Below are 25,691 nucleotides of genomic sequence, written 5' to 3'. Positions count from 1 at the left end.
ACGTTTATGTCGGCAAGGGACTTATCTGTATTAATTATGGTTGTATTAATTGTAGCGATGCTCATCATTCCTCTACCATCATGGTTGCTTAGTGTCCTCATTATTATGAACATTTCTGTTGCGTTGCTCGTTCTCTTAACGTCGATGAATATGCGCGAACCGCTCCAATTTTCGATCTTCCCTTCGCTCCTCCTTTTGCTTACCTTATTCCGTCTCGGTTTAAACGTTTCAACGACCCGCTCAATTTTAAGCAAAGGAGAAGCAGGAGGGGTTGTTGAAACGTTCGGAACGTTTGTCATTGGTGGTAATGTTGTTGTCGGTTTCGTTGTGTTTTTAATTTTAATTATTATCCAATTCGTTGTTATCACAAAAGGGGCAGAGCGCGTATCAGAAGTGGCTGCACGTTTTACGCTTGATGCGATGCCAGGAAAACAAATGAGCATTGACGCCGATTTAAATGCTGGCATCATTTCCGAACAACAAGCGAGAGAACGACGTGAAAAAATCGCGCAAGAAGCGGATTTTTACGGTGCAATGGACGGAGCAAGTAAATTCGTGAAAGGTGATGCCATCGCAGGAATTATCATCGTATTAATTAATATGTTATTTGGCATGGTCATTGGGATTGTACAACAAGGTATGGATATAGGTGAAGCAGCGAAACGATATACGTTGTTAACGGTTGGTGATGGGATTGTGAGCCAAATTCCTGCATTATTAATTTCAACTGCAACAGGAATTGTCGTTACACGCGCCGCTTCGGATGACAACTTAGGCGCCGATATTATGCGGCAATTGTTTGCGTACCCAAAAATGTTATACGTTACAGCAGGAACGATTTTTTTACTCGGGTTGTTGACCCCGATTAACGACTTGTTAACGATCCCAATTGCTGCTTTGCTCGCGTTTGGTGCACATCAATTTACAAAACAAGCAAACGTGCCACAAACCGCAACAGAAGAGACAGAAGAAGAAATAGAAATGGATCAAATGAAAAGCCCAGAAAGCGTCGTTAGTTTATTAAGCGTCGATCCGATTGAGTTTGAATTTGGATACGGGTTAATTCCGCTTGCTGATGCGAATCAAGGCGGAGATTTATTAGACCGCATCGTCATGATTCGTCGACAACTCGCTTTAGAGCTCGGCATCGTTATTCCCGTTGTCCGCATTCGCGATAACATTCAGCTGCAACCAAATGAGTACCGATTAAAAATTAAAGGCAATGAAGTGGCGCGTGGCGAGTTGTTACTTGATCATTATTTAGCGATGAGCCCTGGCATTGATGACGATGCCATTGAGGGAATTGATACAGTAGAACCAGCGTTCGGATTACCAGCAAAATGGATTTCTGAAGATATGAAGGAACGGGCTGAAATGTTCGGATATACAGTCGTTGACCCGCCGTCCGTCGTATCAACGCACATAACGGAGCTGCTAAAAGCGCATGCCCATGAATTGCTCGGCCGTCAAGAAACGAAGCAGTTAATCGATCATGTGAAAGAATCGTATCCGATTTTAGTCGAAGAAGTGACACCAAATCCGTTATCGGTTGGTGATATTCAAAAAGTACTTGCAAATTTATTGCGCGAAAAAGTATCGATTCGCAATTTGCCGGTCATTTTTGAAACGCTTGCGGATTTCGGTCGAATGACGACAGATCCAGATCTTTTAACGGAATACGTTCGTCAGGCGCTCGCTCGTCAAATTACGAGCCAATATGTTGTTGAAGGTCAGCCGTTGCGCGTTATCACATTGTCAGGGAAAGTTGAAAAAATGATTGCTGAAGGTGTACAGCAAACTGAACACGGCAATTATTTAGCGCTCGATCCGGTCGTTTCCCAATCTATTATCGAAGCAATTGCCGTGCAAATTGAACAATTCCCGTTTCAAGATCAATCGCCAATTTTGCTTTGTTCCCCTGCTGTGCGCATGTATGTGAGACAATTGACTGAACGATATTTCCGTCACGTTCCCGTGTTGTCGTATAATGAACTTGAAGCAAACGTGGAAGTTCAAAGTGTTGGGGTGGTGAATGTGGAATGAAAGTAAAAAAGTTTGTCGCTTCGTCTATGCCAGAAGCGATGAAAATGATTCGAGCGGAACTTGGCAATGACGCCGTTATTTTAAATTCGAAAGTTGTGCAAAAAAAAGGTTTTCTTGGGCTATTTTCCCGAAAAAATATTGAAGTGATCGCTGCTGTTGATCCAAAACCAGCCACTCCGCCCGTTCAAAAAATAAAAGAAAAACGAAAAGAGCGCACAGAATCGATGCGTGATGAACAGTTATTAAAGGAAATCCATGAATTAAAAGCAACGATTCGTCAATTATCGCAAGGGGGAGGAGTTGAGCATTATCCTACTCCATTAAAAGCAATCGATGCGCATTTAATCGACCAAGAAATAAGCGACGATGTGCGAGCGATGTTCATGTCTGCATTGTTGCAACGATGGTATACGTCCGGGGCGAACGCTTCAGACGACGAAGTGAAAAAATGGCTTCACGATGATATCGTCAAAACATTATCGTCCTTTTCGTTTGGTGGGATTTCATTTCAAAAAAAATACGTCAACGTTGTTGGACCAACGGGGGTTGGCAAAACGACGACGCTTGCGAAAATGGCCGCTGATTGCGTCATTACACATCGGAAAAAAGTGGCATTTATCACGACAGATACGTATCGTATTGCCGCGATTGACCAATTGAAAACATACGCAAAAATTTTAAACGTTCCTCTTGAAGTATGTTACAATCTCGACGATTTTCGTCAAGCGAAAGAGAAGTTAGCATCGTATGACATTGTATTTATTGATACGGCAGGACGAAATTTCCGAAACGTCCAATATGTAAATGATTTAAAAGAAATGATCGACTTTAATGAGGAAATGGAAACATTTCTCGTCCTATCGTTAACGGCAAAATGGCGAGATATGAAAGACATTTATACACAGTTTTCACTCATTCCGATTCATAAATTTATTTTTACGAAAGTAGATGAAACAAGCCGACACGGTGCGATGTTAAATATGATGATTCAATGCCGTATCGGCGCAGCGTACATGACGCACGGACAAAACGTGCCAGATGATATTGTTGAAGCTACTCCACAGCTTGTTGCAAATATGGTTACCGGGGTCGAGCTACGATGATGAGAGATCAGGCTGAAAGTTTACGTTTACGCGTGAAAAAAATGCAGCACGGAACAGAAACGAAAACGATTGCTGTACTAAGCGGCAAAGGCGGAGTTGGAAAATCGAACGTTTCGTTAAACTTTTCATTGGCGTTACGCCAACGCGAAAAACATGTATTGCTGTTTGATATGGATATTGGTATGGGGAATATCGATATTTTACTTGGACAATCGTCATCTTATACAATGATCGATATTTTTCGTCCAAACGTTACCATTCATGATACTATAAAGACAGGACCTGAACAGTTATCGTTTATTGCTGGCGGAACAGGGTTCACAGAAATTTTTCATATGGACGAACAAAAAGTCGAGTATTTTATTGAACAATTGCAACTCGTTTCCGAGCAATACGATTATCTTATTTTCGATATGGGAGCAGGGATGTCCGAAGATCGTCTGCAGCTGCTCAAAGCGGTTGATGATATTTTTATCATAACAACTCCGGAACCAACCGCTTTGACAGATGCATATGCAACGGTGAAATACATTCACTTAGCAGATCCGCAACTCCCGATTTATGTGTTAGTCAATCGCGCACGTTCGGATAAAGAAGGAGTAGAGACACTCCAGCGTTTAAAACAAGTGGCAAAACGTTTTTTAGGAAAAGAATTACACGCATTAGGATATGTACCTGAAGACCGAACGGTAAGTAACGCTGTCATTCGTCAAACGCCTTTCCTTTTATTTGATCCGAGTGCAAAAGCAAGCAAGGCGCTTATGCGAATGACTGATCGCTACTTAGCGAACGGGGAACACGAGGAGCAAACGAAACGTCCGTTTCACTTTTTTGCAAAGCTTCGCCAATACTTTTTAGAAAGGTAGGTTATCATCGCTATGAATAAGGTGAAAGTGCTCGTCGTTGATGACTCTGCTTTTATGCGAAAATTAATTAGCGATTTTTTGTCAGAACATCCGCGTTTGCACGTCGTAGGTACAGCGCGCGACGGACAAGAAGCGTTGCAAAAAATTGAGCAACTCAATCCGGATGTCGTGACGTTAGATGTTGAGATGCCTGTCATGAACGGGCTTGAGACGTTAAAACATATTATGCAAAAACACCCGCTTCCTGTCGTCATGATTTCAAGTACGACGACAGAAGGAGCGGAAAATACAATTTTAGCGTTGCAATACGGGGCGGTTGACTTTATTGCGAAGCCTTCAGGAGCCATCTCACTAGATTTATATAAAATTAAAGATAAGATGATCGAAAAAGTGCTCTTAGCAAGCGAAGCGAATTTGCGAACAGTCAAAATAAAGCAAAAAATGTCTATGTTGCCACAAAAGCAATATAGTAAAATAGGAGTAAGCGAACGGAACAACGCAATCGGAAAGAAAAAAATTATCGCCATTGGCACATCAACAGGAGGACCACGCGCGCTTCAACACGTATTAACGAAATTTCCAGCGACCATTGACGCGCCGATTTTAATCGTCCAACATATGCCGAAAGGGTTTACAAAATCGTTAGCGACAAGACTTGATTCGTTGTGCAACATTCGTGTCAAAGAAGCAGAAGATGGAGAAGTGATTCAAAAAGGGACAGCATATATCGCCCCAGGTGGGAATCATTTATATGTGAAACGCGTGGGTACATCGCTTGCGATTCATCTCGATGAAGCAGCGCCGCGCAATGGGCATCGACCTTCTGTTGACGTGATGTTTGAATCGTTAAGCGCTTTAACAGATTACGAAAAAGTAGCTGTCATTATGACAGGCATGGGGTCAGACGGTACGGCAGGATTAAAACAGTTAAAGGCATCTGGCAACACGTTTGTCGTTGCAGAATCTGCTGAATCTTCCGTTGTGTTTGGTATGCCTAAGTCAGCCATTGCTGCAAACGTTGTTGATGAAATCGTTCACGTTGACGATATTGCTGAAGCGGTAATGAGACACGTACAAGTTTGAGGGGGATAGGAACAATGGACATGAGCCAATACCTCGAAGTGTTTATTGATGAAAGTAGAGAACATTTACAAACGATTAACGAACAATTGTTAGAGCTTGAAAAAAATCCAGATGATGTGTCGATCGTTAATGAAATTTTCCGCTCTGCCCATACGCTAAAAGGAATGTCAGCAACGATGGGATTTGAGGACTTAGCAAATTTAACGCATCAAATGGAAAATGTACTTGATGCCATTCGCAATGAGAAAATTTCGGTCACACCTGAACTGCTTGATGTCATTTTTCGCGCTGTCGATGATTTAGAAGCGATGGTCGTCTCTATTTCAGAAGGTGGAGACGGAAAGCGTGACGTCACCGAAGTCGTTGCGCAGTTAAAGCAAATTGAAAAAGGAGATGTTGTTGCAGTCCGTCAAAAAAGCAACTCAACGTATGAACAAACGTATGATGAATTTGAATATACCATTTTAAAGCAGTCCGCTGAACAAGGATTCCACAGTTATGAAGTCACGATCAAACTACGTTCTGACTGTCTATTAAAAGCTGCTCGTGTGTTTATGATTTTTGAAGTGATTGAACAAATTGGAGAAGTGATTAAATCTGTTCCGACCGTTGAGATGCTAGAAGCAGAACAGTTCGATGATCAATTTGTCGTGACCGTCGTGACAAAAGTGTCACAAGATGAATTACAAAAGCGCATTATGAAAGTGTCGGAAGTGGAGCAAGTTATCGTTCAACGAGTGAACTTACATCGATCTACAGAAGAAGAAAAAACGACGGAAACAAAACACGAACAAAAAGAAGAACAGCAAGCAGTAGAGCAAGCGGTTGAGAAAAAACAAGAAGCACAAGAAGAAAAAGCAACTGGAAAACAAGTAAGCAACAAGACGATTCGCGTCAACATTGAACGTTTAGACGTACTAATGAACTTGTTTGAAGAGCTTGTTATTGATCGCGGACGATTGGAGCAAATTTCGCGCGAACTGAACAATCCAGAATTACACGAAACGGTTGAACGGATGTCACGCATTTCCGGAGACTTGCAAAACATTATTTTAAATATGCGCATGGTACCGGTCGAAACGGTATTTAACCGCTTTCCGCGCATGGTACGGCAATTAGCTCGCGATTTAGGAAAGAAAATTAATCTTGAAATTATTGGAGCAGAAACGGAGCTTGACCGCACAGTCATCGACGAAATTGGCGATCCGCTCGTTCACTTGTTGCGCAACGCCATCGATCACGGCATAGAAACGCCAGATGTACGTCGCGCAAAAGGAAAACCGGAAGAGGGAACAGTCAAATTAAAAGCATATCATAGTGGCAATCATGTATTTATTGAAATTGAAGACGACGGCGCAGGCATTAGTCGCGAAAAAGTGCTGAAAAAAGCCATTAGTAAAGGCATTATTTCTGAACAAAATGCGGCGAACTTAACGGATAAACAAGTATATGAGCTTATTTTTGCTTCAGGTTTTTCTACAGCGGATAAAGTATCCGATATTTCAGGCCGTGGTGTCGGATTAGACGTTGTAAAAAGTACAATTGAGTCGCTAGGTGGATCCGTGTCGATTGATTCAGAGGAAGGAGTCGGCTCGATCTTTTCGATTCAACTACCGCTTACACTATCCATTATTTCTGTTATGCTCGTTGAAATTCAACATGAAAAATATGCGATTCCGTTGTCATCGATCATCGAGACGGCCATCGTGAAAAAAGAAGACATTTTACATGCCCATAACCAAAAAGTCATTGATTTCCGTGGAAAAGTTGTTCCGCTCTTATTTTTGAAAGATATTTTTGAAGTACCTGTTGTGAAGGAAGACGATGATTTCTTGTCCGTTGTTATTGTGCGGAAAGGTGAAAAAATGGCTGGACTTGTCGTTGACTCGTTTATAGGTCAACAAGAAGTGGTGTTAAAATCGCTTGGCAACTACTTAACGTCTGTGTTTGCCATTTCTGGCGCGACCATTTTAGGAGATGGACAAGTGGCGCTCATTGTTGATTGCAACGCGCTAATTAAGTAGGGACAAGCGAGAGGGGGAATTTGATGTGGCTGAGCTGAAAGTAATTGTGTTTCAATTAAAAGACGAAGAATATGCGATTCCAGTGCAACAAGTGCGCTCCATCGAAAAAATTCAGCATATTACGCGCGTTCCTCGCGTTCCGAAATATGTGAAAGGCGTTATCAATTTGCGTGGAGTCGTTACGCCAATTATCGACTTGCGTATGCGTTTCGGGTTAGAAGAAGCGCAATTTTCCGATCATACGCGCGTCATTATTGTGGCGCTTGATGACATTGAAGTCGGCTTAATTGTTGATGCTGCGAACGACGTCGTTGATATTTCGACAGAAGCGATCGAACCGCCACCAGAAGTAGTTGATGCAACAACCGCAGATTATATTAACGGTGTTGTAAAAATTGAAAAAAGACTTTTCATTTTATTAAACTTAGAAAAAGTACTAAAAACAGAGAAAGGATAAATCGTCCATGTCATATTTTGAACGGATGGATGCCGTCCATATGGACATACTAAAAGAGATTGGAAATATTGGTGCGGGTCACGCAGCAACAGCGTTATCAAAGCTGTTAAATAAAAGAATTGAAATGACGATTCCGGATGTGCGCATCATTTCATTTGATGAAATGATGGACATTGTCGGAGGAGCTGACAATGTCGTTGCTGCTGTTTTTTTGCGCATTGAAGGGGATGCGCCTGGCAATATGTTTTTTGTATTATCGATCGAGCAAGCGGAACGATTTATCCAACAAATGATTGGTGACGAACAATTTAAATTAGAACAAGATTGTTCGGAATTATCGTTGTCCGCATTGCAAGAGCTGGGTAACATTTTAGCAGGCTCGTATTTATCATCTTTATCAGACTTTACGCGTTTAAATTTATATCCATCTGTTCCGGCACTCAGCATCGATATGATCGGCGCAATTTTAAGCTATGGATTAATAGAAATGTCACGTGTCGGTGACCATGTCATCGTCGTTGATACGGCAATTCATGAGGAGCATCAGCCGAATGATCGAGTAAATGGCCACTTTTTCTTGCTTCCCGACCCTGAATCATTTCATATCATCTTTCGCGCTTTAGGTGTGGACCGTGATGAATGAAGTTGTTCAAGTTGTAAAAGTCGGCATTGCTGATATGAACGTTGTAAAGGCACCGCATGTCATTCGCACATGCGGACTCGGCTCGTGCGTCGGTGTTGTTGTATATGATTTAGTGAAAGAAGTGGCTGGCATGGCGCACGTGATGTTGCCAGATTCATCGTTAGCAAAATCCGAAACAATGAATGTAGCGAAATATGCCGATACCGCAGTAGAAGAATTGGTTCGGCGCGTGATTGGGGCAGGAGGAAGAAACGGTCATTTGAAAGCAAAAATGGCTGGTGGTGCACAAATGTTCCAATTTCGTACAGGGACGACGGATATGATGCGTATCGGGCCACGCAACGTTGAAGCTGTTCGTGAGCAGCTTCAGCGCTTTCGCATTCCGATTGTCGCCGAAGATGTCGGGGGAAATAGCGGACGAACGATTGAATTTCATCCAAAAACAGGCATGTTGCTCATTCGAACAGTAAATCAAGGGGTACGGGAAATGTAATGGCTGGTACATGGAAATTTAACGTTAGCTTTGCTTTATTCGGCTGTATGATCGCCTTTTTTTCTTCGTTGTTGCGAAATAGTATATGGACGTCTATCGAGCGTGCCTTTCTCACATTTGCTATTTTCTTTATTTTTGCTTTTGTCATTCGCTGGATGGTCGCCTTTATTCAAAAAGATGAATCCACTCCAGACGTTTCACGGAAGGAACGAAATGATGAACATGTAGAGCAAATGATTGAAGGCTTGAGCGAAGAAGAGCAACAAGAAGTGGCGCAATATATTCGTCAACTGTTAAGCCATGAAGAAAAATAAATTTGAACATACGGTAGCGTCAAATGTTGTAGGCTACCTTTTCACCTAGGGGGGATGATATGATTGAACAATGCTGGCAAAAGTGGATAGACGCTCGCGATCGAGAAGCGGGCGATCAACTCATTGAAAAATATATGCCGCTTGTTGATTATCATGTCCAACGTATCGCTTCATCCCTTCCAAAAAGCGTAAAAAAAGAAGACTTGAAAAGCTTAGCGTTACTCGGCTTGTACGATGCGTTAGAAAAATTTGATCCTTCACGTGATTTGAAGTTTGACACGTATGCTTCATTTCGTATTCGTGGTGCCATTTTAGATGGATTGCGCAAAGAAGATTGGCTTCCGCGCAGCGTACGAGAAAAAGCAAAAAAAATCGAAGCGACGATCGAGCGGTTGCAACAAATGCATATGCGTGACGTGAGCGCCAAAGAAGTGGCGGATGCGTTAAATATATCAGAAGATGAAGTGTATGCGGTCATGAATGAACAGTTTTTCGCGAATGTTTTATCGCTTGATGAACGGCCGTTTGACGATGATGATGATCAACCGTCGTTTACGATACGCGACGATCACTCACCGTCACCCGAAGAACATATGTTACGGGAAGAACAAATTGCCCAATTGGCTCAAGTCATCCAACAATTGAATGAAAAAGAACAGTTAGTGATTAGTTTGTTTTACAAAGAGGAACTGACGTTCACAGAAATTGGGCATATTATGGGACTGTCGACGTCACGAATTTCCCAAATTCATGCAAAAGCGTTGTTTAAAATGCGCAAACTGATTGAGCAAGCAGTATGACAGTCCTTCATCAATCTTTATGAAGGAAGTGAAACCGATGAGTTTAAAGTTAATCGAGTTACAAGTAGCGTTACCGAAAACGCATGAGCTCGGAAAATGGCAAGAACATATACAACAGTACGGACAGCTTGCTCAACAACAGCTTGCAGCAGAAATGAAAAAACAAGACGAGCGCATTCGGCAACAAGTGACGAAAGCTGAACAAAGCGAGCGTGCTAAATGGAAAAAACAATCTGAGCAAAAAGAAAAAAGCAAACACCCTTACAAAGGAATGCATATTGATTTTATCGGATAAGAGGGATGATATGACGACGTTTTTATGGTTTGCTAGCTTCGTTTTGCACGGTATTTCGCTCTTTCTTATTATTCTTTTGTCTTTAAAATGGGTAAAAATTAAAGAGACGGAAAGAGAGCAAGCGGAGCTTATTCGTGAGATGGAAACGATGATGACAACGTATTTAATGCAATTTAAAGAGGAAAATGAGCGTTTTGTTAAACAAATCACATCATCGGCTGTTCGTCAAAAGAAAAGAGAAACTCCGCCTTCGCTTCGAGAAGAACAACCGTCGCTTCCGATTGACGACGTTGTCGACCGCATCGAGTTATCAACAACTACACCAAAGGGAGAGGAATCGCTCGACTCGCTCGTTTCGGAAGCATTAAAACTGCAACAACAAGGAAAAACGATCGATGAAATCGCAAAAATACTAAAACGCGGGAAGACAGAAATGGAGCTTTTGCTTAAATTTCACCAAAAGTAGTTGAATGTGTTTTTTAATTATGATATAGTTCTACTTGGTGTGAATACACACGCTCATCGATTTAAGCAACGGTGCTGCATCGCAGTCTTGCTTAAAAATGACATGAGCGGAGGAAAAAAACCGTGTAGGAGGATGAAAAATGTCTGTTATTTCAATGAAGCAGTTGCTTGAAGCAGGGGTTCACTTCGGGCATCAAACACGTCGTTGGAACCCAAAAATGAAAAAGTATATTTTCACTGAGCGCAATGGTATTTATATCATTGATTTGCAAAAAACGGTGAAAAAAGTAGAAGAAGCGTATAACTTCGTCAAAGAACTTGCGGCAAACGGCGGCAAAATTTTATTCGTTGGTACGAAAAAACAAGCGCAAGATTCTGTGAAAGAAGAAGCAGAACGTTCTGGCATGTTTTACGTGAACCAACGTTGGTTAGGTGGAACGTTAACAAACTTTGCAACAATTCAAAAGCGTATTAAACGTTTAAAAGAAATCGAAAGAATGGCTGAAGATGGCACATTCGATGTATTGCCTAAAAAAGAAGTGGTGAAACTAAAGAAAGAATTAGAGCGTCTTGAAAAGTTTTTAGGCGGTATTAAAGAGATGAAAGAATTGCCAGATGCATTGTTTGTCATCGATCCACGCAAAGAGCGCATTGCCGTTGCGGAAGCTCGTAAATTAAACATTCCGATCATCGGAATCGTGGATACAAACTGTGATCCAGACGAAATCGACTACGTCATTCCTGCAAACGACGATGCGATTCGTGCTGTGAAACTTCTTACTTCTAAAATTGCCGATGCGATTTTAGAAGCAAAGCAAGGCGAAGAAGCTGTTGTCACAGCTGAGTAAGCATGCGAAAGGTGATAAGAGGGGGAGCCTTTTATCACCTTTTTTTAAGAAAGTTGGGCATACTAAGCCTGCGAACCGTTTCGGTTTGTATACATACGAGGCACATAAAAAGGAGGATGTTTAACATGGCAATTACTGCTCAAATGGTAAAAGAATTGCGCGAAAAAACTGGCGCAGGAATGATGGACTGCAAAAAAGCGTTAACAGAAACAAACGGCGATATGGAAAAAGCGATCGACTGGCTTCGTGAAAAAGGAATGGCGAAGGCAGCGAAAAAGGCAGATCGCATTGCAGCTGAAGGAACAACATTAATCGAAGTTGACGGAAATGTAGCAGTCATTTTAGAAGTAAACTCTGAAACAGACTTCGTTGCGAAAAACGAAGGATTTAAAACATTAGTCAAAGAATTAGCAGATCATTTATTAAAACATAAACCTGCAACAGTAGAAGAAGCGTTACAACAAAAAATGGACAACGGTGCAACAGTAGAAGAGCACATCAACGCGGCGATTGCTAAAATCGGTGAAAAAATTACGTTGCGTCGCTTTGCTGTTGTAGAAAAAGGCGACAACGCAGCGTTCGGTGCATATTTACACATGGGTGGTCGCATTGCTGTATTAACAGTATTAGAAGGTACAACAAATAGCGACATTGCAAAAGATGTAGCGATGCACATTGCTGCTATTAATCCAAAATACGTTTCTCGCGATGAAGTATCTGCAGACGAAATCGCTCGTGAGCGCGAAGTATTAAAACAACAAGCATTAAATGAAGGAAAACCAGAAAATATCGTCGAAAAAATGGTTGAAGGTCGTTTAGGCAAATTCTTTGAGGACATTTGCTTACTTGAGCAAAACTTTGTAAAAAATCCTGATGTGAAAGTGCGTCAATTTGTAGAATCTAATGGTGCAACTGTAAAAAGCTTCATCCGTTACGAAGTAGGCGAAGGCATTGAAAAGCGTCAAGATAACTTCGCTGAAGAAGTTATGAGCCAAGTTCGTAAGTAATGAAGACAAATAGGGAACACATATGTGTTCCCTATTTTTAAAGAACGGTATGGAGGTTTAAAATGGAAAGCCCAAAGTATAAACGTGTCGTTTTAAAATTAAGCGGTGAAGCGTTAGCTGGTGATCAAGGATTTGGCATTAATCCGTCTGTCATTAAATCGATTGCTCAACAAGTAAAAGAAGTAGCGGAACTTGGAGTTGAAGTTGCTGTCGTTGTTGGCGGCGGGAACATTTGGCGTGGAAAAATCGGCAGTGAAATGGGCATGGATCGCGCCACAGCTGATTATATGGGTATGTTAGCGACGGTGATGAATTCGCTCGCTTTGCAAGACAGCCTCGAGCAACTTGGGGTACAAACGCGCGTACAAACGTCGATTGAAATGCGCCAAGTGGCAGAACCGTACATTCGTCGACGGGCGATTCGTCACTTAGAGAAAAAACGCGTCGTCATTTTTGCGGCAGGAACAGGAAATCCGTACTTTTCAACAGATACGACAGCTGCGCTTCGTGCTGCCGAAATTGAAGCAGACGTCATTTTAATGGCGAAAAACAACGTAGATGGCGTATATAGTGCCGATCCGAAAGTAGATAAAAATGCAGTCAAATATGACGAGCTATCTTATTTAGAGGTTATTAAACAAGGGTTGGGCGTCATGGATTCGACCGCCTCATCGTTATGTATGGATAACGATATTCCGCTTATCGTTTTCTCGATTATGGAAGAAGGAAATATTAAACGTGCTGTATTAGGCGAAAATATTGGAACAATTGTAAGGGGGAAATAAGATGCAAGTATTAACGAACGCAAAAGAAAAAATGGATAAAGCTGTTCAAGCTTTTTCGCGTGAACTGGCAACCATTCGTGCAGGTCGTGCCAATCCTGCGTTGTTAGAAAAGATTACAGTAGATTACTACGGCATGCCAACACCAATCATTCAATTAGCAGGCATTCAAGTGCCAGAAGCGCGTCTTCTTGTCATTCAGCCGTATGACAAGTCGGTATTAAAAGAGATTGAAAAAGCGATTTTAGCATCCGATTTAGGTTTAACACCTTCAAACGACGGTTCAGTTATTCGCATCTCTATTCCGCCACTAACGGAAGAGCGTCGTCGCGAGCTTGTTAAACTTGTAAAAAAATATGCTGAAGAAGCGAAAGTTGCTGTGCGCAACATTCGTCGCGATGCAAACGACGAGTTGAAAAAACTCGAAAAAAATGGCGAAATTACAGAAGATGAGTTGCGTGGTTATACAGAGGATATCCAAAAATTGACGGATGATCATATCGCAAAAATTGATGCGATTACGAAAGAAAAAGAGAAAGAAGTCATGGAAGTATAAGTCCCTCTATGTTTATAGAGGGTTTTTTGCTATAATTACGAAATAGGGCGCACAGCCTAATCATGTTGGATCAAAGCTGGAGGATACGCGCTAATGTTTGAAAAAATGAAAAGATGGAAAAACAAAGAAGAAGGACGTGGAAAAGAAACGATTTTACAAGGTCCGATCCCTGCGCATGTGGCAATCATTATGGATGGAAACGGACGTTGGGCGAAAAAGCGTGCATTGCCACGCATGGCTGGGCATTATGAAGGGATGCAAACGGTTCGGAAAATTACGCGCTTTGCGAATGAACTCGGCGTGAAAGTGTTAACGTTATACGCATTTTCAACAGAAAATTGGAAACGACCAAAAACAGAGGTCGATTATTTAATGCAGTTGCCGGAACAATTTTTGAACACATTTTTGCCAGAGTTAATCGAGGAAAACGTGCAAGTACGCGTGATGGGGCATAAAGATGAACTACCTTTACATACGTTACGTGCAGTTGAAAAAGCGATCGAAGAAACGAAGCAAAATGCAGGTTTAATTTTAAACTTTGCTCTAAACTACGGAAGTCGCGCAGAAATTGTACATGCGGTACAAAAGCTCGTTACTGATATTCAAAGCGGAACGATTGAAGTAAACGATGTCGATGAGCAGTTGTTCCATTCGTATTTGATGACAAACGGTTTGCCTGATCCGGATTTACTCATTCGTACAAGCGGGGAAATTCGGTTAAGTAATTTTATGCTTTGGCAGTTAGCTTATACGGAGTTTTGGTTTACAGATGTATTATGGCCAGATTTTACAGAGCAACATTTTTTACAGGCGGTACATGCATTCCAGCAACGAAGCCGTCGATTTGGAGGCGTATAATTTCGTATGAAACAAAGAATTGTAACAGCGATCATTGCAGCTTCAATCTTTTTACCAATCGTCATATATGGCGGATGGCCGTTTTTCGTTTTAACGTATGTACTAGCTACAGTTGGTTTATTTGAGCTCATTCGTATGAAACACATATCGCTCTTTTCGTTTCCGAGCGTTGTCAGTTTTCTCGTTTTATGGCTCTTTTTATATCCATATGAACATATGATAAACATATGGATGCTCATCATCGGGTTTTTATTGTTGCTTATTTATACGGTTATATCTAAAAATGCGTTTACGTTCGATGACGCCGGTTTTATGATTGCTTCTTTGTTATATGTAGGCGTCGGATTTTATTCCTTTTTACAAGTGCGAGAAGCAGGATTGTCTTATATTTTTTATGCTCTATTTTTAATTTGGGCAACAGATAGCGGAGCGTATTTTATCGGTCGAGCGTTTGGGAAGCGTAAATTATGGGAGCATATTAGTCCGAATAAAACGGTAGAAGGTGCAATAGGCGGTGTGTTATGTGCGCTTCTTGCTGTGAGCGTTTATGAGTGGCTATCGCCGTTTGCCCCATCGTTTCTTTTGTTGCTTATTGCAACGGTCGTCTTATCAATTTTCGGTCAGTTAGGTGATTTAGTTGAGTCAGCGTTTAAACGCCACTATGGAGTAAAAGATTCGGGGGCCATTTTACCGGGGCATGGTGGCATTCTAGACCGTTTTGATAGTTTGTTATTTATTTTGCCGATTTTACATTTGTTTTACCTTATTGCTTAAAAAGGAGTGGACAGTTTGCGAGCAATTAGTTTATTAGGAGCGACTGGCTCGATCGGCATGCAAACGTTAGATGTTATTCGCGCTCATTCTAATGCGTTTCGTCTCATTGCTTTTTCAGCCGGACGAAATATTGAACAAGCAAGAATCATTATTGAGCAATTTTCTCCGAAAGTTATATGTGTCGCTCAAAAAGAAGATGCTGAACGGTTACAAAGCGAATATAAGGGACGAGTACGCATCGTTTTCGGTGAAGACGGGCTCATTGAAGTAGCAACAGTTCAAGAAGCGGATATTGTCGTTAATGCGGTTGTAGGAAGCGTCGGACTAGTGCCTACGTTAAAAGCGATAGAGGCGGGAAAAACAATCGCATTAGCGAACAAAGAAACGTTAGTTACTGCGGGTCATCTCGTCATGAAGCACGCCGCTGCCTATGGTGTCTCGATTTTGCCGATAGATAGTGAACATTCCGCGATTTTTCAATGTTTACAAGGGGAAAAACAGAAAAACGTTGAATGTATTATTTTGACCGCATCCGGAGGTAGTTTTCGCGATCGTACGCGCGAACAACTACAGCATGTTACGGTGGAAGAGGCGTTAAAACATCCGAATTGGTCGATGGGAGCGAAAATTACAATTGATTCTGCGACGATGATGAACAAAGGACTCGAAGTGATCGAAGCACACTGGTTGTTCCACTTACCGTATGAGCAAATTCATGTGCTCTTACATAAAGAAAGCATTATTCATTCCATGGTACAGTTTCATGATGGAAGCGTCATTGCCCAACTTGGAACGCCAGATATGCGCGTGCCCATTCAATATGCATTAACATATCCAGATCGCTTTCCGCTCCATATTGAGCGACTAAACTTAGCAGAAGTGGCCACGTTACATTTTCAAAAAGTGGACATGAACCGGTTTCGTTGTTTACAATTTGCTTATGAGGCAGGAAAAATAGGCGGGACGATGCCGACCGTATTAAATGCGGCCAACGAAGAAGCGGTGTCGGCCTTTTTAACTGGACGAATATCGTTTTTAGCGATTGAACAATACATTGAACAAGCAATGAATTGGCACGTACCGATCGCTCATCCGGATTTGGAAACGATTCGTACAGTTGATCGCGAAACGCGACAATATGTAAAATCACTATACATGTAAAAGGTGGTTGAAACGTTGGAAACGGTTATTTCTTTTATTGTTATTTTTGGTGCGCTTGTATTTTTTCATGAATTAGGACATTTCATTTTTGCTAAGCGTGCAGGTATTTTATGCCGTGAGTTTGCGATCGGATTTGGTCCAAAAGTGTTTTCGATGAAAAAAGGGGAAACGACGTACACCATTCGTTTACTTCCACTCGGTGGTTTTGTGCGCATGGCTGGCGAAGACCCTGAGATGATTGACGTTAAGCGCGGTCAAGTTGTCGGATTATTGTTTGACTCGGAAGGCAAAGTGAAAAAAGTCATCGTCAATCATAAAGATGAATATCGAGATGCCAAAATCATTGAAGTAGAACGCGCTGACTTTGAACATGAGCTATATATTGAAGGCTATGAAGGTGATGATGATCACTTACAACGTTTTGAATTAAGCGATCCAGCTTACATCGTTATTGATCGGGAAGAAGTGCAAATTGCACCGTATCATCGTCAGTTTGGTTCAAAAACGCTCGGACAGCGAGCGATGGCCATTTTCGCTGGTCCGCTTATGAATTTCGTTCTAGCGCTTGTCATCTTCATTGTTATTGGACTATTACAAGGCTATCCTGTTGACAAACCGATCATTGGCGAGTTAACCGAAGACGGTGCAGCACGTGAAGCTGGGTTAAAGCAAGGGGATGTTGTCGTTTCCATCGATGGACAGTCCATGTCTTCGTGGACGGATGTGGTGACAATGATTCGGAAAAGCCCAGAAAAACCGCTCCAGTTTCAAATCAATCGCAACGGTGAAATGATCGATCTTACCGTTACACCGGAAAAGAAAACGATTGAAGGAGAAACAATTGGACTAATTGGCGTGTATGGACCGATGGAAAAATCGGTTGTTGGTGCTATAAAGCAGGGCGCGCTAGAAACGTACTATTGGACAAAAGAAATTATCGTTGGGCTAGGTCATTTATTGACAGGGAAATTTTCATTTGATATGTTATCTGGACCTGTTGGTATTGCGGTTTCGACTCATAAAGTCGCCCAATCTGGCGTGTATTACTTAATGAAATGGGGAGCTATTTTAAGCATTAACTTAGGGATTATTAACTTGCTTCCACTTCCGGCGCTCGATGGCGGACGATTAACGTTTTTTGCAATTGAGGCGTTACGTGGAAAACCAATTGATCGCCAAAAAGAAGGCATTGTACATTTTATCGGTTTTGCTCTTCTCATGTTGCTTATGCTTGTTGTTACATGGAACGATATTCAAAAATTTTTCTTATAAATCAATGAAGTAAGAGGTGCAAGAGATGAAACAAAGTATGTCATTTATTCCTACGTTGCGTGAAGTACCAGCAGATGCGGAAATTAAAAGCCATCAGCTATTGCTTCGCGCCGGCTTCATTCGCCAAAATGCGAGCGGAGTATATAGCTTCTTACCGCTTGGTAAACGTGTATTACAAAAAATTGAAGCGATCATTCGTGAAGAAATGGAACGGGCAGGTGCGGTAGAGCTACTAATGCCAGCGCTTCAACAAGCAGAGTTGTGGCAAGAATCAGGCCGTTGGTATTCATACGGACCGGAATTAATGCGTTTAAAAGATCGCCATGATCGCGACTTTGCGCTTGGGGCAACTCATGAAGAAGTCATTACGGCACTTGTGCGCGATGAAGTGAAGTCATATAAACGTTTGCCGCTTACGCTTTATCAAATTCAAACAAAGTTTCGTGACGAAAAGCGTCCACGTTTCGGTTTGCTTCGTGGTCGTGAGTTTATTATGAAAGATGCATATTCATTTCACGCTTCACACGAAAGTTTAGATGAAGTATACAATAAAATGTACGAAGCTTATGCCAATGTGTTCCGTCGTTGCGGATTAAATTTCCGCGCTGTCATTGCCGATTCTGGGGCGATGGGTGGAAAAGATACACACGAATTTATGGTTTTATCCGACATCGGTGAAGATACAATTGCATATTCAGACTCGTCTGACTATGCTGCGAACATTGAAATGGCTCCTGTCATTACGACATATGAGCGGAGCGATGAACCGCAAGCATCGCTTGAAAAAGTGCATACACCAGAACAACGTACAATTGAAGAAGTAAGTCAATTCCTTCAAGTGCCAAAAGAAAAATGCATTAAGTCGCTATTATTTAAAGTAGATGATCGCTATGTGCTCGTTCTTGTGCGTGGTGACCATGAAGTAAATGATGTAAAAGTAAAAAATATATTAGAAGCAACAGTGGTGGAGCTGGCGACACCAGAAGAAACGAAACAAGTGATGAATTGCGAAATCGGTTCACTTGGCCCAATCGGTGTCCGAAACGATGTGCTTGTTTTGGCAGACCACGCGGTAAAAGCGATTGTCAACGGTGTATGCGGGGCAAATGAAGCACACTATCATTATAAAGGGGTCAATCCGGATCGTGATTTTGTTGCGCAATACGCGGATGTTCGTTTCATTCAAGAAGGAGATCCATCACCAGATGGAAAAGGAACGATTCGCTTTGCGCGCGGAATTGAAGTAGGGCATGTATTTAAACTCGGCACGCGTTACAGTGAAGCGATGAATGCAACATACTTAGATGAAAATGGACGTACGCAACCGATGATTATGGGTTGCTATGGTATTGGTGTCTCTCGCACGCTTGCAGCGATTGCTGAACAATATAATGATGAGCATGGACTTATTTGGCCGACAGCTGTTGCTCCGTTCCACGTCCACCTCATTTCTGTCAATCCGAAAGTGGACGAGCAACGAGAACTTGCTGATGAATGGTACGTACGTTTGCAACAAGAAGGATTTGAAGTGTTGTATGACGATCGTGCCGAGCGTCCAGGTGTGAAATTCGCTGACAGCGATTTAATCGGCTTACCTGTGCGTGTAACAGTCGGAAAACGTGCAAGTGAAGGAATTGTCGAAGTAAAAGTTCGCAAAACAGGTGAAACAGAAGAAGTACATGTGTCGCAATTAGTGGAGACTTTGCGCCGATATTTGTAAAAGGCAGAGAGGGGGATCCCCCTCTTTCTGTCGTCTATCACTCCCAACCAACGTACAAAAAAAGGGAGGTTTAACGAACAACGATGAGAGAAGAACAAAAAGAGCGATTTTCTATTTTACTACAACAACTACAGCTCACTTCTTCGAGTATAGCAAACGACTTAGCACACGGACGGATTAACAAAGTTGTTGTTAATAAACAAACGAAATGTTGGCATTTTTATTTTCAATTTCCTACGATTTTACGAGCGAATGTATATGCCGAATTTCGTAAACGATTAATCGAACAATTTCGTCATATCGCTCACGTGCAATGTACCATTGAAGCAGAGGATCAAACGTTTACCGCTGAAGACGTCATATCGTATTGGCCGATGTTTGTGGAGACGATTCAACAAAGCTCGCCTCTTCTTTCACTACTGACAGAGCAACAACCGCACGTCAAAGGAACGAAAGTAATTGTCCAAGCACGCAATGAAGCAGAAGCGATTGCTTTAAAAAAACGATTTGCGGAAATATTTGCCGAGACGTATGCTTCATTCGGCTTTCCGCATTTACAATTAGAAGCTGATGTGAAGCATGATGAACAACAATTTGAACAATTTTTAGCTCAAAAACAAAAAGAAGATGAAGAACGAGCGTTAGCCGCATTTATGGAAGCGATGCCGAAACAAGAAGAGACAAATGTAACTGAAGCAAGCGGCCCGCTTGTAATTGGCTATCAAATTAAAGATGAAGAACATATTCGTTCGCTCGATCAAATTGTGGAAGAAGAACGTCGTGTCGTCGTACAAGGATACGTCTTTGATGCCGAGGCAAAAGAACTAAAAAGTGGCCGTACGTTATTGACGTTAAAAATGACGGACTATACAAACTCTATTCTTGTGAAAATGTTTTCACGCGATAAAGAAGATGCGGAATTAATGCAACGTGTAAAAAAAGGTATGTGGGTTAAAGTGCGCGGTAGCGTGCAAAACGATACGTTTGTACGCGATCTTGTGCTCATTGCGAACGACTTAAATGAAATAAAGCCGAACGAGCGACAAGATACAGCCGAGGAAAAACGTGTGGAATTGCACGTCCACACACAAATGAGTCAAATGGATGCGGTCGCTTCGATTACAAAACTCGTTGAACAAGCGAAAAAATGGGGACATGAGGCGATTGCTGTGACGGACCATGCCGTTGTTCAGTCATTTCCGGAAGCGTATAGTGCGGGAAAAAAATATGGTGTGAAAATTTTATATGGACTAGAGGCTAATATTGTTGATGACGGGGTACCGATCGCTTACAATGAAGCGCATCGACGGCTCATGGACGATACGTTTGTCGTGTTTGACGTGGAAACGACAGGACTGTCGGCCGTATACGATACAATTATTGAATTAGCAGCGGTCAAAGTCAAAAACGGAGAAATTATCGACCGTTTTGAGTCGTTTGCTAACCCGCATCATCCGCTTTCTGCGACAACTATTGAATTAACGAAAATTACAGATGATATGTTAAAAGATGCACCAGACGTCGAAGAAGTATTAGAAAAATTTTATCATTGGATCGATGACTGCGTGCTCGTTGCCCATAATGCAACGTTTGATATTGGCTTTTTAAATGCAGGATTTAAAAAAATCAATCGTGGCAAAGTAACTAATCCAGTGATTGACACACTTGAACTTGCTCGTTACTTATATCCAGAGCTAAAAAACCATCGTTTAAACACGCTTTGTAAAAAATTCAATATTGAATTAACCCAACACCATCGTGCCATTTATGACGCAGAAGCGACAGGGTATTTACTCATTCATTTGTTGAAAGAACTTGATGAAAAAGGAATTCAATACATTGATCAGTTAAACGAAGCATCAAAAGAACAAGGAGCGTTTCAACGATCTCGGCCGTTTCATGCCACGTTGCTTGTCCAAAATGAAGTGGGGTTAAAAAATTTATTTAAACTCGTATCGCTTTCACATGTGAACTATTTTTATCGTGTTCCCCGTATTCCGCGTTCCGTCTTGCAACAACATCGTGAGGGTATTTTAGTCGGATCAGGATGCGATAAAGGGGAACTATTTGAAGCGATGATGCAAAAAGGGATCGAAGAAGCAGAGACGATTGCCCCGTTTTATGATTTCCTTGAAGTGCATCCGCCAGAAGTATACGCTCCGCTTATTGAAATGGAATATGTACGCGACGAAGAAGCCGTAAAAGAAATTATTACAAACATTGTACAGCTTGGCGAACGGCTCGGCATTCCGGTTGTTGCGACAGGAAACGTGCATTACATGAACCAAGAAGATAAAATTTATCGCAAAATTTTGATTCATTCACAATCCGGTGGCAATCCGTTAAATCGTCATGAACTGCCAAACGTTCACTTCCGTACAACAAACGAAATGTTAGAAGCATTTTCGTTTCTTGGTGAACAAAAAGCAAAAGAAATTGTCGTTACGAATACAAAAAAAATTGCCGATCTCATTGGGGAAGTAAAACCGATTAAAGATGAGTTGTACACCCCAAAAATTGAAGGAGCGGACGAAGAAATTCGCCGAATGAGTTACGAGCGAGCGAAGAGCATTTATGGTGATCCACTTCCGGACATCGTTGAGAAACGGTTAGAAAAAGAGTTGAAAAGCATTATTGGTCATGGCTTTGCAGTCATTTATTTAATCTCTCATAAACTCGTAAAAAAATCGCTTGATGACGGCTATCTTGTCGGTTCACGTGGTTCAGTTGGCTCATCGTTTGTTGCGACGATGACCGAAATTACAGAGGTGAACCCGCTTCCGCCGCATTACGTTTGTCCGAACTGCAAACACTCTGAGTTTTTCGATGATGGTTCGGTCGGCTCGGGATTTGACTTGCCTGATAAAGACTGTCCAAAATGTGGCGCACGGTACAATAAAGATGGGCACGATATTCCGTTCGAGACGTTTTTAGGATTCAAAGGTGATAAAGTACCAGATATTGACTTAAACTTCTCAGGTGAGTATCAACCGCGAGCGCATAACTATACGAAAGTGCTATTCGGTGAAGATAACGTATATCGTGCTGGAACGATTGGTACAGTTGCTGATAAAACAGCGTACGGATTTGTCAAAGGGTATATAAGCGATAAAAATCTTCATGTACGTGCGGCAGAAATCGATCGTTTAGCTGCTGGATGTACGGGAGTGAAACGAACGACAGGGCAACATCCAGGAGGTATTATCGTCGTTCCAGATTACATGGACATTTATGATTTTACGCCAATTCAATATCCAGCCGACGATACAGAAGCAGAATGGCGGACGACGCACTTTGATTTCCACTCTATTCACGACAATTTATTAAAACTCGATATTCTTGGACACGATGATCCGACAGTCATTCGGATGTTACAAGATTTGAGTGGAATTGATCCGAAGACGATTCCAACAGATGATCCTGAAGTGATGAAAATTTTTAGTAGCACAGAATCGCTCGGGGTGACACCGGAACAAATTATGTGTAACACAGGAACGCTCGGTATCCCAGAGTTCGGTACGCGCTTCGTTCGTCAAATGTTAGAAGAAACAAAGCCAAAAACGTTTTCCGAGCTTGTGCAAATTTCGGGCTTATCGCACGGGACGGACGTTTGGCTTGGTAACGCGCAAGAGCTTATTCAAAACGGCACATGTACGCTATCAGAAGTGATTGGATGTCGTGACGACATTATGGTGTATTTAATTTACCGCGGTTTAGAACCGTCATTAGCATTTAAAATTATGGAATCCGTTCGTAAAGGAAAAGGATTGACGGCAGAATTTGAAGAAGAAATGCGCAGACATGACGTACCAGAATGGTATATTGAATCATGTAAAAAAATTAAGTATATGTTCCCGAAAGCGCATGCAGCAGCCTACGTTCTCATGGCGGTACGCATTGCGTACTTTAAAGTACATCATCCGCTCCTTTACTATGCATCTTATTTTACCGTACGTGCAGAAGATTTTGATTTAGATGTCATGATTCAAGGATCTGCGGCGATTCGTCGACGCATTGAGGAAATTCAAGCGAAAGGGCTTGACGCTTCCGCAAAAGAAAAAAACTTATTGACGGTGCTTGAAATTGCCCTCGAAATGTGTGAACGAGGATTTTCATTCAAAAATATCGACTTGTATCGTTCACAAGCAACCGAGTTTATTATTGATGGCAATTCGCTTATTCCGCCGTTTAATGCCATTCCGGGACTTGGGACGAACGTAGCGCATAGCATCGTACGTGCTCGTGAGGAAGGCGAGTTTTTATCGAAAGAAGATTTGCAACAACGCGGTAAAGTATCAAAAACGATTTTAGAATATCTCGAAAGTCGCGGCTGTTTGCAGTCGCTACCAGATCAAAACCAATTGTCGCTCTTTTAAATGAGTTGCAATTTTTTTGCCAATATGTTATAGTTCTAGTGGAAATGGTAAAGATAATGTACAAAAAGAGTGGGGAAACCCACTCTTTCGTATTGATTCGAGATTCCTTGCCGTTGCAAGGGATTTTCTTGCAGTTAGGAGGACCAAGATGAAAAAAGTGACGCACATTGTTGAAGAGCTCGTCACCCCGATTTTGACAGAGATCGGATTAGAGCTTGTCGATATTGAATATGTGAAAGAGGGAAAGAACTGGTTTTTACGCGTCTTTATCGATTCCCCAACGGGAGTTGATATCGATCAATGCGGTGTCGTAAGTGAGCGGTTAAGCGAAAAACTTGATGAAATCGACCCTATTCCCCACAATTATTTTTTAGAAGTATCATCACCAGGGGCGGAGCGTCCGCTCAAAAAGATGAAAGACTTCGAACGCGCTGTCGGAAAAAACGTTTATGTGAAAACGTATGAACCGATTGATGGCCAAAAAGAGTTCGAAGGGTTGTTGACCGCGTTTGATGGGCAAACCGTGACGGTAGAAGTGAAAGTGAAAACAAAGAAAAAAACAATCAAGATTCCATATGAAAAAGTAGCTAGTGCACGGCTAGCTGTCATCTTTTCTTAATTCACGTTAGAGGGGGACGACCGGTTCATGAATACAGAGTTGTTAGATGCTTTAACGGCGCTTGAGCGCGATAAAGGCATTAGTAAACAAGTGTTAATTGAAGCGATAGAGGCGGCGATTGTGTCCGCTTATAAGCGCAATTTTAATCAAGCCCAAAACGTTCGCGTTGATTTTAATCAAGAAACGGGAACGATTCGCGTGTTTGCTCGCAAAGAAGTCGTTGATGAAGTGTACGATTCACGTTTAGAAATTTCGCTTGATGAGGCGAAGCGAATCAATCCGAATTATCAAGTAGGCGACGTTGTTGAAATTGAAGTGACGCCGAAAAACTTCGGACGTATCGCTGCCCAAACAGCAAAACAAGTCGTCACGCAGCGTGTTCGCGAAGCAGAACGAGGCGTCATTTATGCCGAGTTTGTTGATCGTGAAGAAGACATTATGACGGGAATTGTACAGCGGACGGACTCAAAATTTATTTACGTCAGCCTTGGCAAAATCGAGGCGTTGCTTCCGGTGAGCGAACAAATGCCGAATGAAACATATAAGCCGCATGATCGCATTAAAGTGTACATTACAAAAGTAGAGAAAACGACAAAAGGACCACAAATTTACGTATCGCGCACACATCCAGGACTACTAAAACGATTGTTTGAATTAGAAGTGCCGGAGATTTATGACGGGACGGTCGAAATTAAGTCCGTTGCACGCGAAGCAGGAGATCGCTCGAAAATTTCCGTTCATTCGGATAACCCAGAAGTCGATCCGGTTGGTGCATGTGTTGGACCAAAGGGACAACGAGTGCAAGCGATTGTAAACGAGTTAAAGGGCGAAAAAATCGATATCGTTCGTTGGTCAGCCGATCCAGTTGAATTTGTGGCCAATGCGTTAAGTCCATCTAAAGTGCTTGATGTCATCGTGAATGAAGAAGAGAAAGCGACGACGGTCATTGTGCCGGATTATCAATTATCGCTTGCGATCGGAAAACGTGGTCAAAATGCTCGTTTAGCGGCAAAATTAACAAATTGGAAAATTGATATTAAAAGTCAATCGGAAGCGGAACAATTAGGTATTTACCCTCGTTCTTCATCATCGTTCGAAGTTGACGAAGAGGAGATTAGTGAGGTGGAATAAC

At 41.9% G+C, this 25,691-nt stretch carries 24 protein-coding genes; all 24 read left to right on the top strand.

Features of this window, described 5'->3' with window-relative positions; translation table 11 throughout:
- Positions 1 to 6: 6 nt before the first annotated feature.
- Positions 7 to 2,043, top strand: coding sequence for a flagellar biosynthesis protein FlhA (gene flhA / locus NSQ23_RS09150; protein ID WP_339170328.1), 2,037 nt, complete (start codon positions 7 to 9; stop codon positions 2,041 to 2,043).
- A complete protein-coding gene (flhF, locus tag NSQ23_RS09145) occupies positions 2,040 to 3,146 on the top strand; it encodes a flagellar biosynthesis protein FlhF (RefSeq protein ID WP_339170325.1) in 1,107 nt (368 codons plus the stop codon). The genes flhA and flhF overlap by 4 nt, the downstream gene beginning before the upstream one ends.
- The gene (locus tag NSQ23_RS09140; protein ID WP_064214588.1) at positions 3,143 to 4,012 is read left to right on the top strand and encodes a MinD/ParA family protein; all 870 of its coding nucleotides are present in this window, start codon (positions 3,143 to 3,145) and stop codon (positions 4,010 to 4,012) included. Before flhF ends, NSQ23_RS09140 begins: the two co-directional genes overlap by 4 nt.
- Before the next feature lie 12 nt (positions 4,013 to 4,024).
- Positions 4,025 to 5,095, top strand: coding sequence for a chemotaxis response regulator protein-glutamate methylesterase (locus NSQ23_RS09135; protein WP_339170322.1), 1,071 nt, complete (start codon positions 4,025 to 4,027; stop codon positions 5,093 to 5,095).
- A 14-nt stretch (positions 5,096 to 5,109) separates the two neighbouring features.
- On the top strand, positions 5,110 to 7,119 hold the full coding sequence (locus tag NSQ23_RS09130; RefSeq protein ID WP_339170319.1) for a chemotaxis protein CheA: 2,010 nt from the start codon (positions 5,110 to 5,112) through the stop codon (positions 7,117 to 7,119).
- Positions 7,120 to 7,144: 25 nt separating this feature from the next.
- Positions 7,145 to 7,576, top strand: coding sequence for a chemotaxis protein CheW (locus tag NSQ23_RS09125; RefSeq protein ID WP_077429643.1), 432 nt, complete (start codon positions 7,145 to 7,147; stop codon positions 7,574 to 7,576).
- A 7-nt stretch (positions 7,577 to 7,583) separates the two neighbouring features.
- On the top strand, positions 7,584 to 8,219 hold the full coding sequence (locus NSQ23_RS09120; protein ID WP_171699795.1) for a chemotaxis protein CheC: 636 nt from the start codon (positions 7,584 to 7,586) through the stop codon (positions 8,217 to 8,219).
- On the top strand, positions 8,212 to 8,712 hold the full coding sequence (locus NSQ23_RS09115; protein WP_077429645.1) for a chemotaxis protein CheD: 501 nt from the start codon (positions 8,212 to 8,214) through the stop codon (positions 8,710 to 8,712). The genes NSQ23_RS09120 and NSQ23_RS09115 overlap by 8 nt, the downstream gene beginning before the upstream one ends.
- Complete coding sequence (locus NSQ23_RS09110) at positions 8,712 to 9,026, top strand: hypothetical protein (protein WP_339170315.1); 315 nt, start codon at positions 8,712 to 8,714, stop codon at positions 9,024 to 9,026. Before NSQ23_RS09115 ends, NSQ23_RS09110 begins: the two co-directional genes overlap by 1 nt.
- Before the next feature lie 59 nt (positions 9,027 to 9,085).
- A complete protein-coding gene (locus tag NSQ23_RS09105) occupies positions 9,086 to 9,826 on the top strand; it encodes a FliA/WhiG family RNA polymerase sigma factor (RefSeq protein ID WP_339170313.1) in 741 nt (246 codons plus the stop codon).
- A 37-nt stretch (positions 9,827 to 9,863) separates the two neighbouring features.
- Complete coding sequence (locus NSQ23_RS09100; protein ID WP_339170311.1) at positions 9,864 to 10,121, top strand: hypothetical protein; 258 nt, start codon at positions 9,864 to 9,866, stop codon at positions 10,119 to 10,121.
- 10 nt (positions 10,122 to 10,131) lie between these two features.
- On the top strand, positions 10,132 to 10,587 hold the full coding sequence (locus NSQ23_RS09095; RefSeq protein ID WP_339170309.1) for a hypothetical protein: 456 nt from the start codon (positions 10,132 to 10,134) through the stop codon (positions 10,585 to 10,587).
- Between the two features lie 139 nt (positions 10,588 to 10,726).
- The gene (rpsB, locus tag NSQ23_RS09090) at positions 10,727 to 11,434 is read left to right on the top strand and encodes a 30S ribosomal protein S2 (RefSeq protein ID WP_004891029.1); all 708 of its coding nucleotides are present in this window, start codon (positions 10,727 to 10,729) and stop codon (positions 11,432 to 11,434) included.
- A gap of 125 nt (positions 11,435 to 11,559) precedes the next feature.
- Positions 11,560 to 12,441 (top strand): translation elongation factor Ts, encoded by an 882-nt coding sequence (gene tsf / locus NSQ23_RS09085; protein WP_339170306.1) that lies wholly within the window; start codon positions 11,560 to 11,562, stop codon positions 12,439 to 12,441.
- A gap of 62 nt (positions 12,442 to 12,503) precedes the next feature.
- Positions 12,504 to 13,226 (top strand): UMP kinase, encoded by a 723-nt coding sequence (gene pyrH, locus NSQ23_RS09080; RefSeq protein WP_088223349.1) that lies wholly within the window; start codon positions 12,504 to 12,506, stop codon positions 13,224 to 13,226.
- 1 nt (position 13,227) lies between these two features.
- Positions 13,228 to 13,779, top strand: coding sequence for a ribosome recycling factor (frr, locus tag NSQ23_RS09075; protein ID WP_006322344.1), 552 nt, complete (start codon positions 13,228 to 13,230; stop codon positions 13,777 to 13,779).
- Between the two features lie 93 nt (positions 13,780 to 13,872).
- Positions 13,873 to 14,637 carry an isoprenyl transferase gene (locus tag NSQ23_RS09070; protein WP_339170303.1) on the top strand — a complete coding sequence of 255 codons (765 nt, stop codon included), beginning with the start codon at positions 13,873 to 13,875 and terminating at the stop codon, positions 14,635 to 14,637.
- A 6-nt stretch (positions 14,638 to 14,643) separates the two neighbouring features.
- Complete coding sequence (locus tag NSQ23_RS09065) at positions 14,644 to 15,411, top strand: phosphatidate cytidylyltransferase (protein WP_339170300.1); 768 nt, start codon at positions 14,644 to 14,646, stop codon at positions 15,409 to 15,411.
- A gap of 6 nt (positions 15,412 to 15,417) precedes the next feature.
- Positions 15,418 to 16,572, top strand: a complete 1,155-nt coding sequence (gene dxr, locus NSQ23_RS09060; RefSeq protein ID WP_339170297.1) for a 1-deoxy-D-xylulose-5-phosphate reductoisomerase — start codon at positions 15,418 to 15,420, stop codon at positions 16,570 to 16,572.
- Between the two features lie 15 nt (positions 16,573 to 16,587).
- The gene (gene rseP, locus NSQ23_RS09055; RefSeq protein ID WP_004891020.1) at positions 16,588 to 17,844 is read left to right on the top strand and encodes an RIP metalloprotease RseP; all 1,257 of its coding nucleotides are present in this window, start codon (positions 16,588 to 16,590) and stop codon (positions 17,842 to 17,844) included.
- A gap of 25 nt (positions 17,845 to 17,869) precedes the next feature.
- Positions 17,870 to 19,564: a proline--tRNA ligase gene (locus NSQ23_RS09050; protein ID WP_064220592.1), complete on the top strand. Its 1,695-nt coding sequence runs from the start codon at positions 17,870 to 17,872 to the stop codon at positions 19,562 to 19,564.
- Positions 19,565 to 19,647: 83 nt separating this feature from the next.
- A complete protein-coding gene (locus NSQ23_RS09045) occupies positions 19,648 to 23,940 on the top strand; it encodes a PolC-type DNA polymerase III (RefSeq protein ID WP_339170292.1) in 4,293 nt (1,430 codons plus the stop codon).
- A 148-nt stretch (positions 23,941 to 24,088) separates the two neighbouring features.
- Positions 24,089 to 24,559, top strand: a complete 471-nt coding sequence (gene rimP / locus NSQ23_RS09040) for a ribosome maturation factor RimP (protein WP_339170289.1) — start codon at positions 24,089 to 24,091, stop codon at positions 24,557 to 24,559.
- Positions 24,560 to 24,586: 27 nt separating this feature from the next.
- Positions 24,587 to 25,690, top strand: coding sequence for a transcription termination factor NusA (gene nusA / locus NSQ23_RS09035; protein ID WP_004891014.1), 1,104 nt, complete (start codon positions 24,587 to 24,589; stop codon positions 25,688 to 25,690).
- Position 25,691 lies beyond the last annotated feature (1 nt).

The organism is Anoxybacillus sp. FSL W8-1294 (genome assembly GCF_037965005.1).
Classification (GTDB): Bacteria; Bacillota; Bacilli; order Bacillales; family Anoxybacillaceae; genus Anoxybacillus; species Anoxybacillus flavithermus_G.
The sequence above is the reverse complement of the archived record's forward strand: the minus strand, read 5'-3'. Positions and strand labels throughout refer to the sequence as shown.

What these genes read in the sequence shown, in the direction of transcription:
- NSQ23_RS09095 (WP_339170309.1), top strand. Translation starts at nt 10,132, where the DNA reads ATGACGACGTTTTTATGGTTTGCTAGCTTCGTTTTGCACGGTATTTCG.
- NSQ23_RS09135 (WP_339170322.1), top strand. Translation starts at nt 4,025, where the DNA reads ATGAATAAGGTGAAAGTGCTCGTCGTTGATGACTCTGCTTTTATGCGA.
- NSQ23_RS09050 (WP_064220592.1), top strand. Translation starts at nt 17,870, where the DNA reads ATGAAACAAAGTATGTCATTTATTCCTACGTTGCGTGAAGTACCAGCA.
- NSQ23_RS09120 (WP_171699795.1), top strand. Translation starts at nt 7,584, where the DNA reads ATGTCATATTTTGAACGGATGGATGCCGTCCATATGGACATACTAAAA.
- rimP (WP_339170289.1), top strand. Translation starts at nt 24,089, where the DNA reads ATGAAAAAAGTGACGCACATTGTTGAAGAGCTCGTCACCCCGATTTTG.
- NSQ23_RS09115 (WP_077429645.1), top strand. Translation starts at nt 8,212, where the DNA reads ATGAATGAAGTTGTTCAAGTTGTAAAAGTCGGCATTGCTGATATGAAC.
- rpsB (WP_004891029.1), top strand. Translation starts at nt 10,727, where the DNA reads ATGTCTGTTATTTCAATGAAGCAGTTGCTTGAAGCAGGGGTTCACTTC.
- NSQ23_RS09065 (WP_339170300.1), top strand. Translation starts at nt 14,644, where the DNA reads ATGAAACAAAGAATTGTAACAGCGATCATTGCAGCTTCAATCTTTTTA.
- NSQ23_RS09045 (WP_339170292.1), top strand. Translation starts at nt 19,648, where the DNA reads ATGAGAGAAGAACAAAAAGAGCGATTTTCTATTTTACTACAACAACTA.
- NSQ23_RS09130 (WP_339170319.1), top strand. Translation starts at nt 5,110, where the DNA reads ATGGACATGAGCCAATACCTCGAAGTGTTTATTGATGAAAGTAGAGAA.
- NSQ23_RS09105 (WP_339170313.1), top strand. Translation starts at nt 9,086, where the DNA reads ATGATTGAACAATGCTGGCAAAAGTGGATAGACGCTCGCGATCGAGAA.
- NSQ23_RS09140 (WP_064214588.1), top strand. Translation starts at nt 3,143, where the DNA reads ATGATGAGAGATCAGGCTGAAAGTTTACGTTTACGCGTGAAAAAAATG.
- nusA (WP_004891014.1), top strand. Translation starts at nt 24,587, where the DNA reads ATGAATACAGAGTTGTTAGATGCTTTAACGGCGCTTGAGCGCGATAAA.
- NSQ23_RS09100 (WP_339170311.1), top strand. Translation starts at nt 9,864, where the DNA reads ATGAGTTTAAAGTTAATCGAGTTACAAGTAGCGTTACCGAAAACGCAT.
- pyrH (WP_088223349.1), top strand. Translation starts at nt 12,504, where the DNA reads ATGGAAAGCCCAAAGTATAAACGTGTCGTTTTAAAATTAAGCGGTGAA.
- flhF (WP_339170325.1), top strand. Translation starts at nt 2,040, where the DNA reads ATGAAAGTAAAAAAGTTTGTCGCTTCGTCTATGCCAGAAGCGATGAAA.
- frr (WP_006322344.1), top strand. Translation starts at nt 13,228, where the DNA reads ATGCAAGTATTAACGAACGCAAAAGAAAAAATGGATAAAGCTGTTCAA.
- NSQ23_RS09070 (WP_339170303.1), top strand. Translation starts at nt 13,873, where the DNA reads ATGTTTGAAAAAATGAAAAGATGGAAAAACAAAGAAGAAGGACGTGGA.
- NSQ23_RS09110 (WP_339170315.1), top strand. Translation starts at nt 8,712, where the DNA reads ATGGCTGGTACATGGAAATTTAACGTTAGCTTTGCTTTATTCGGCTGT.
- flhA (WP_339170328.1), top strand. Translation starts at nt 7, where the DNA reads ATGTCGGCAAGGGACTTATCTGTATTAATTATGGTTGTATTAATTGTA.
- tsf (WP_339170306.1), top strand. Translation starts at nt 11,560, where the DNA reads ATGGCAATTACTGCTCAAATGGTAAAAGAATTGCGCGAAAAAACTGGC.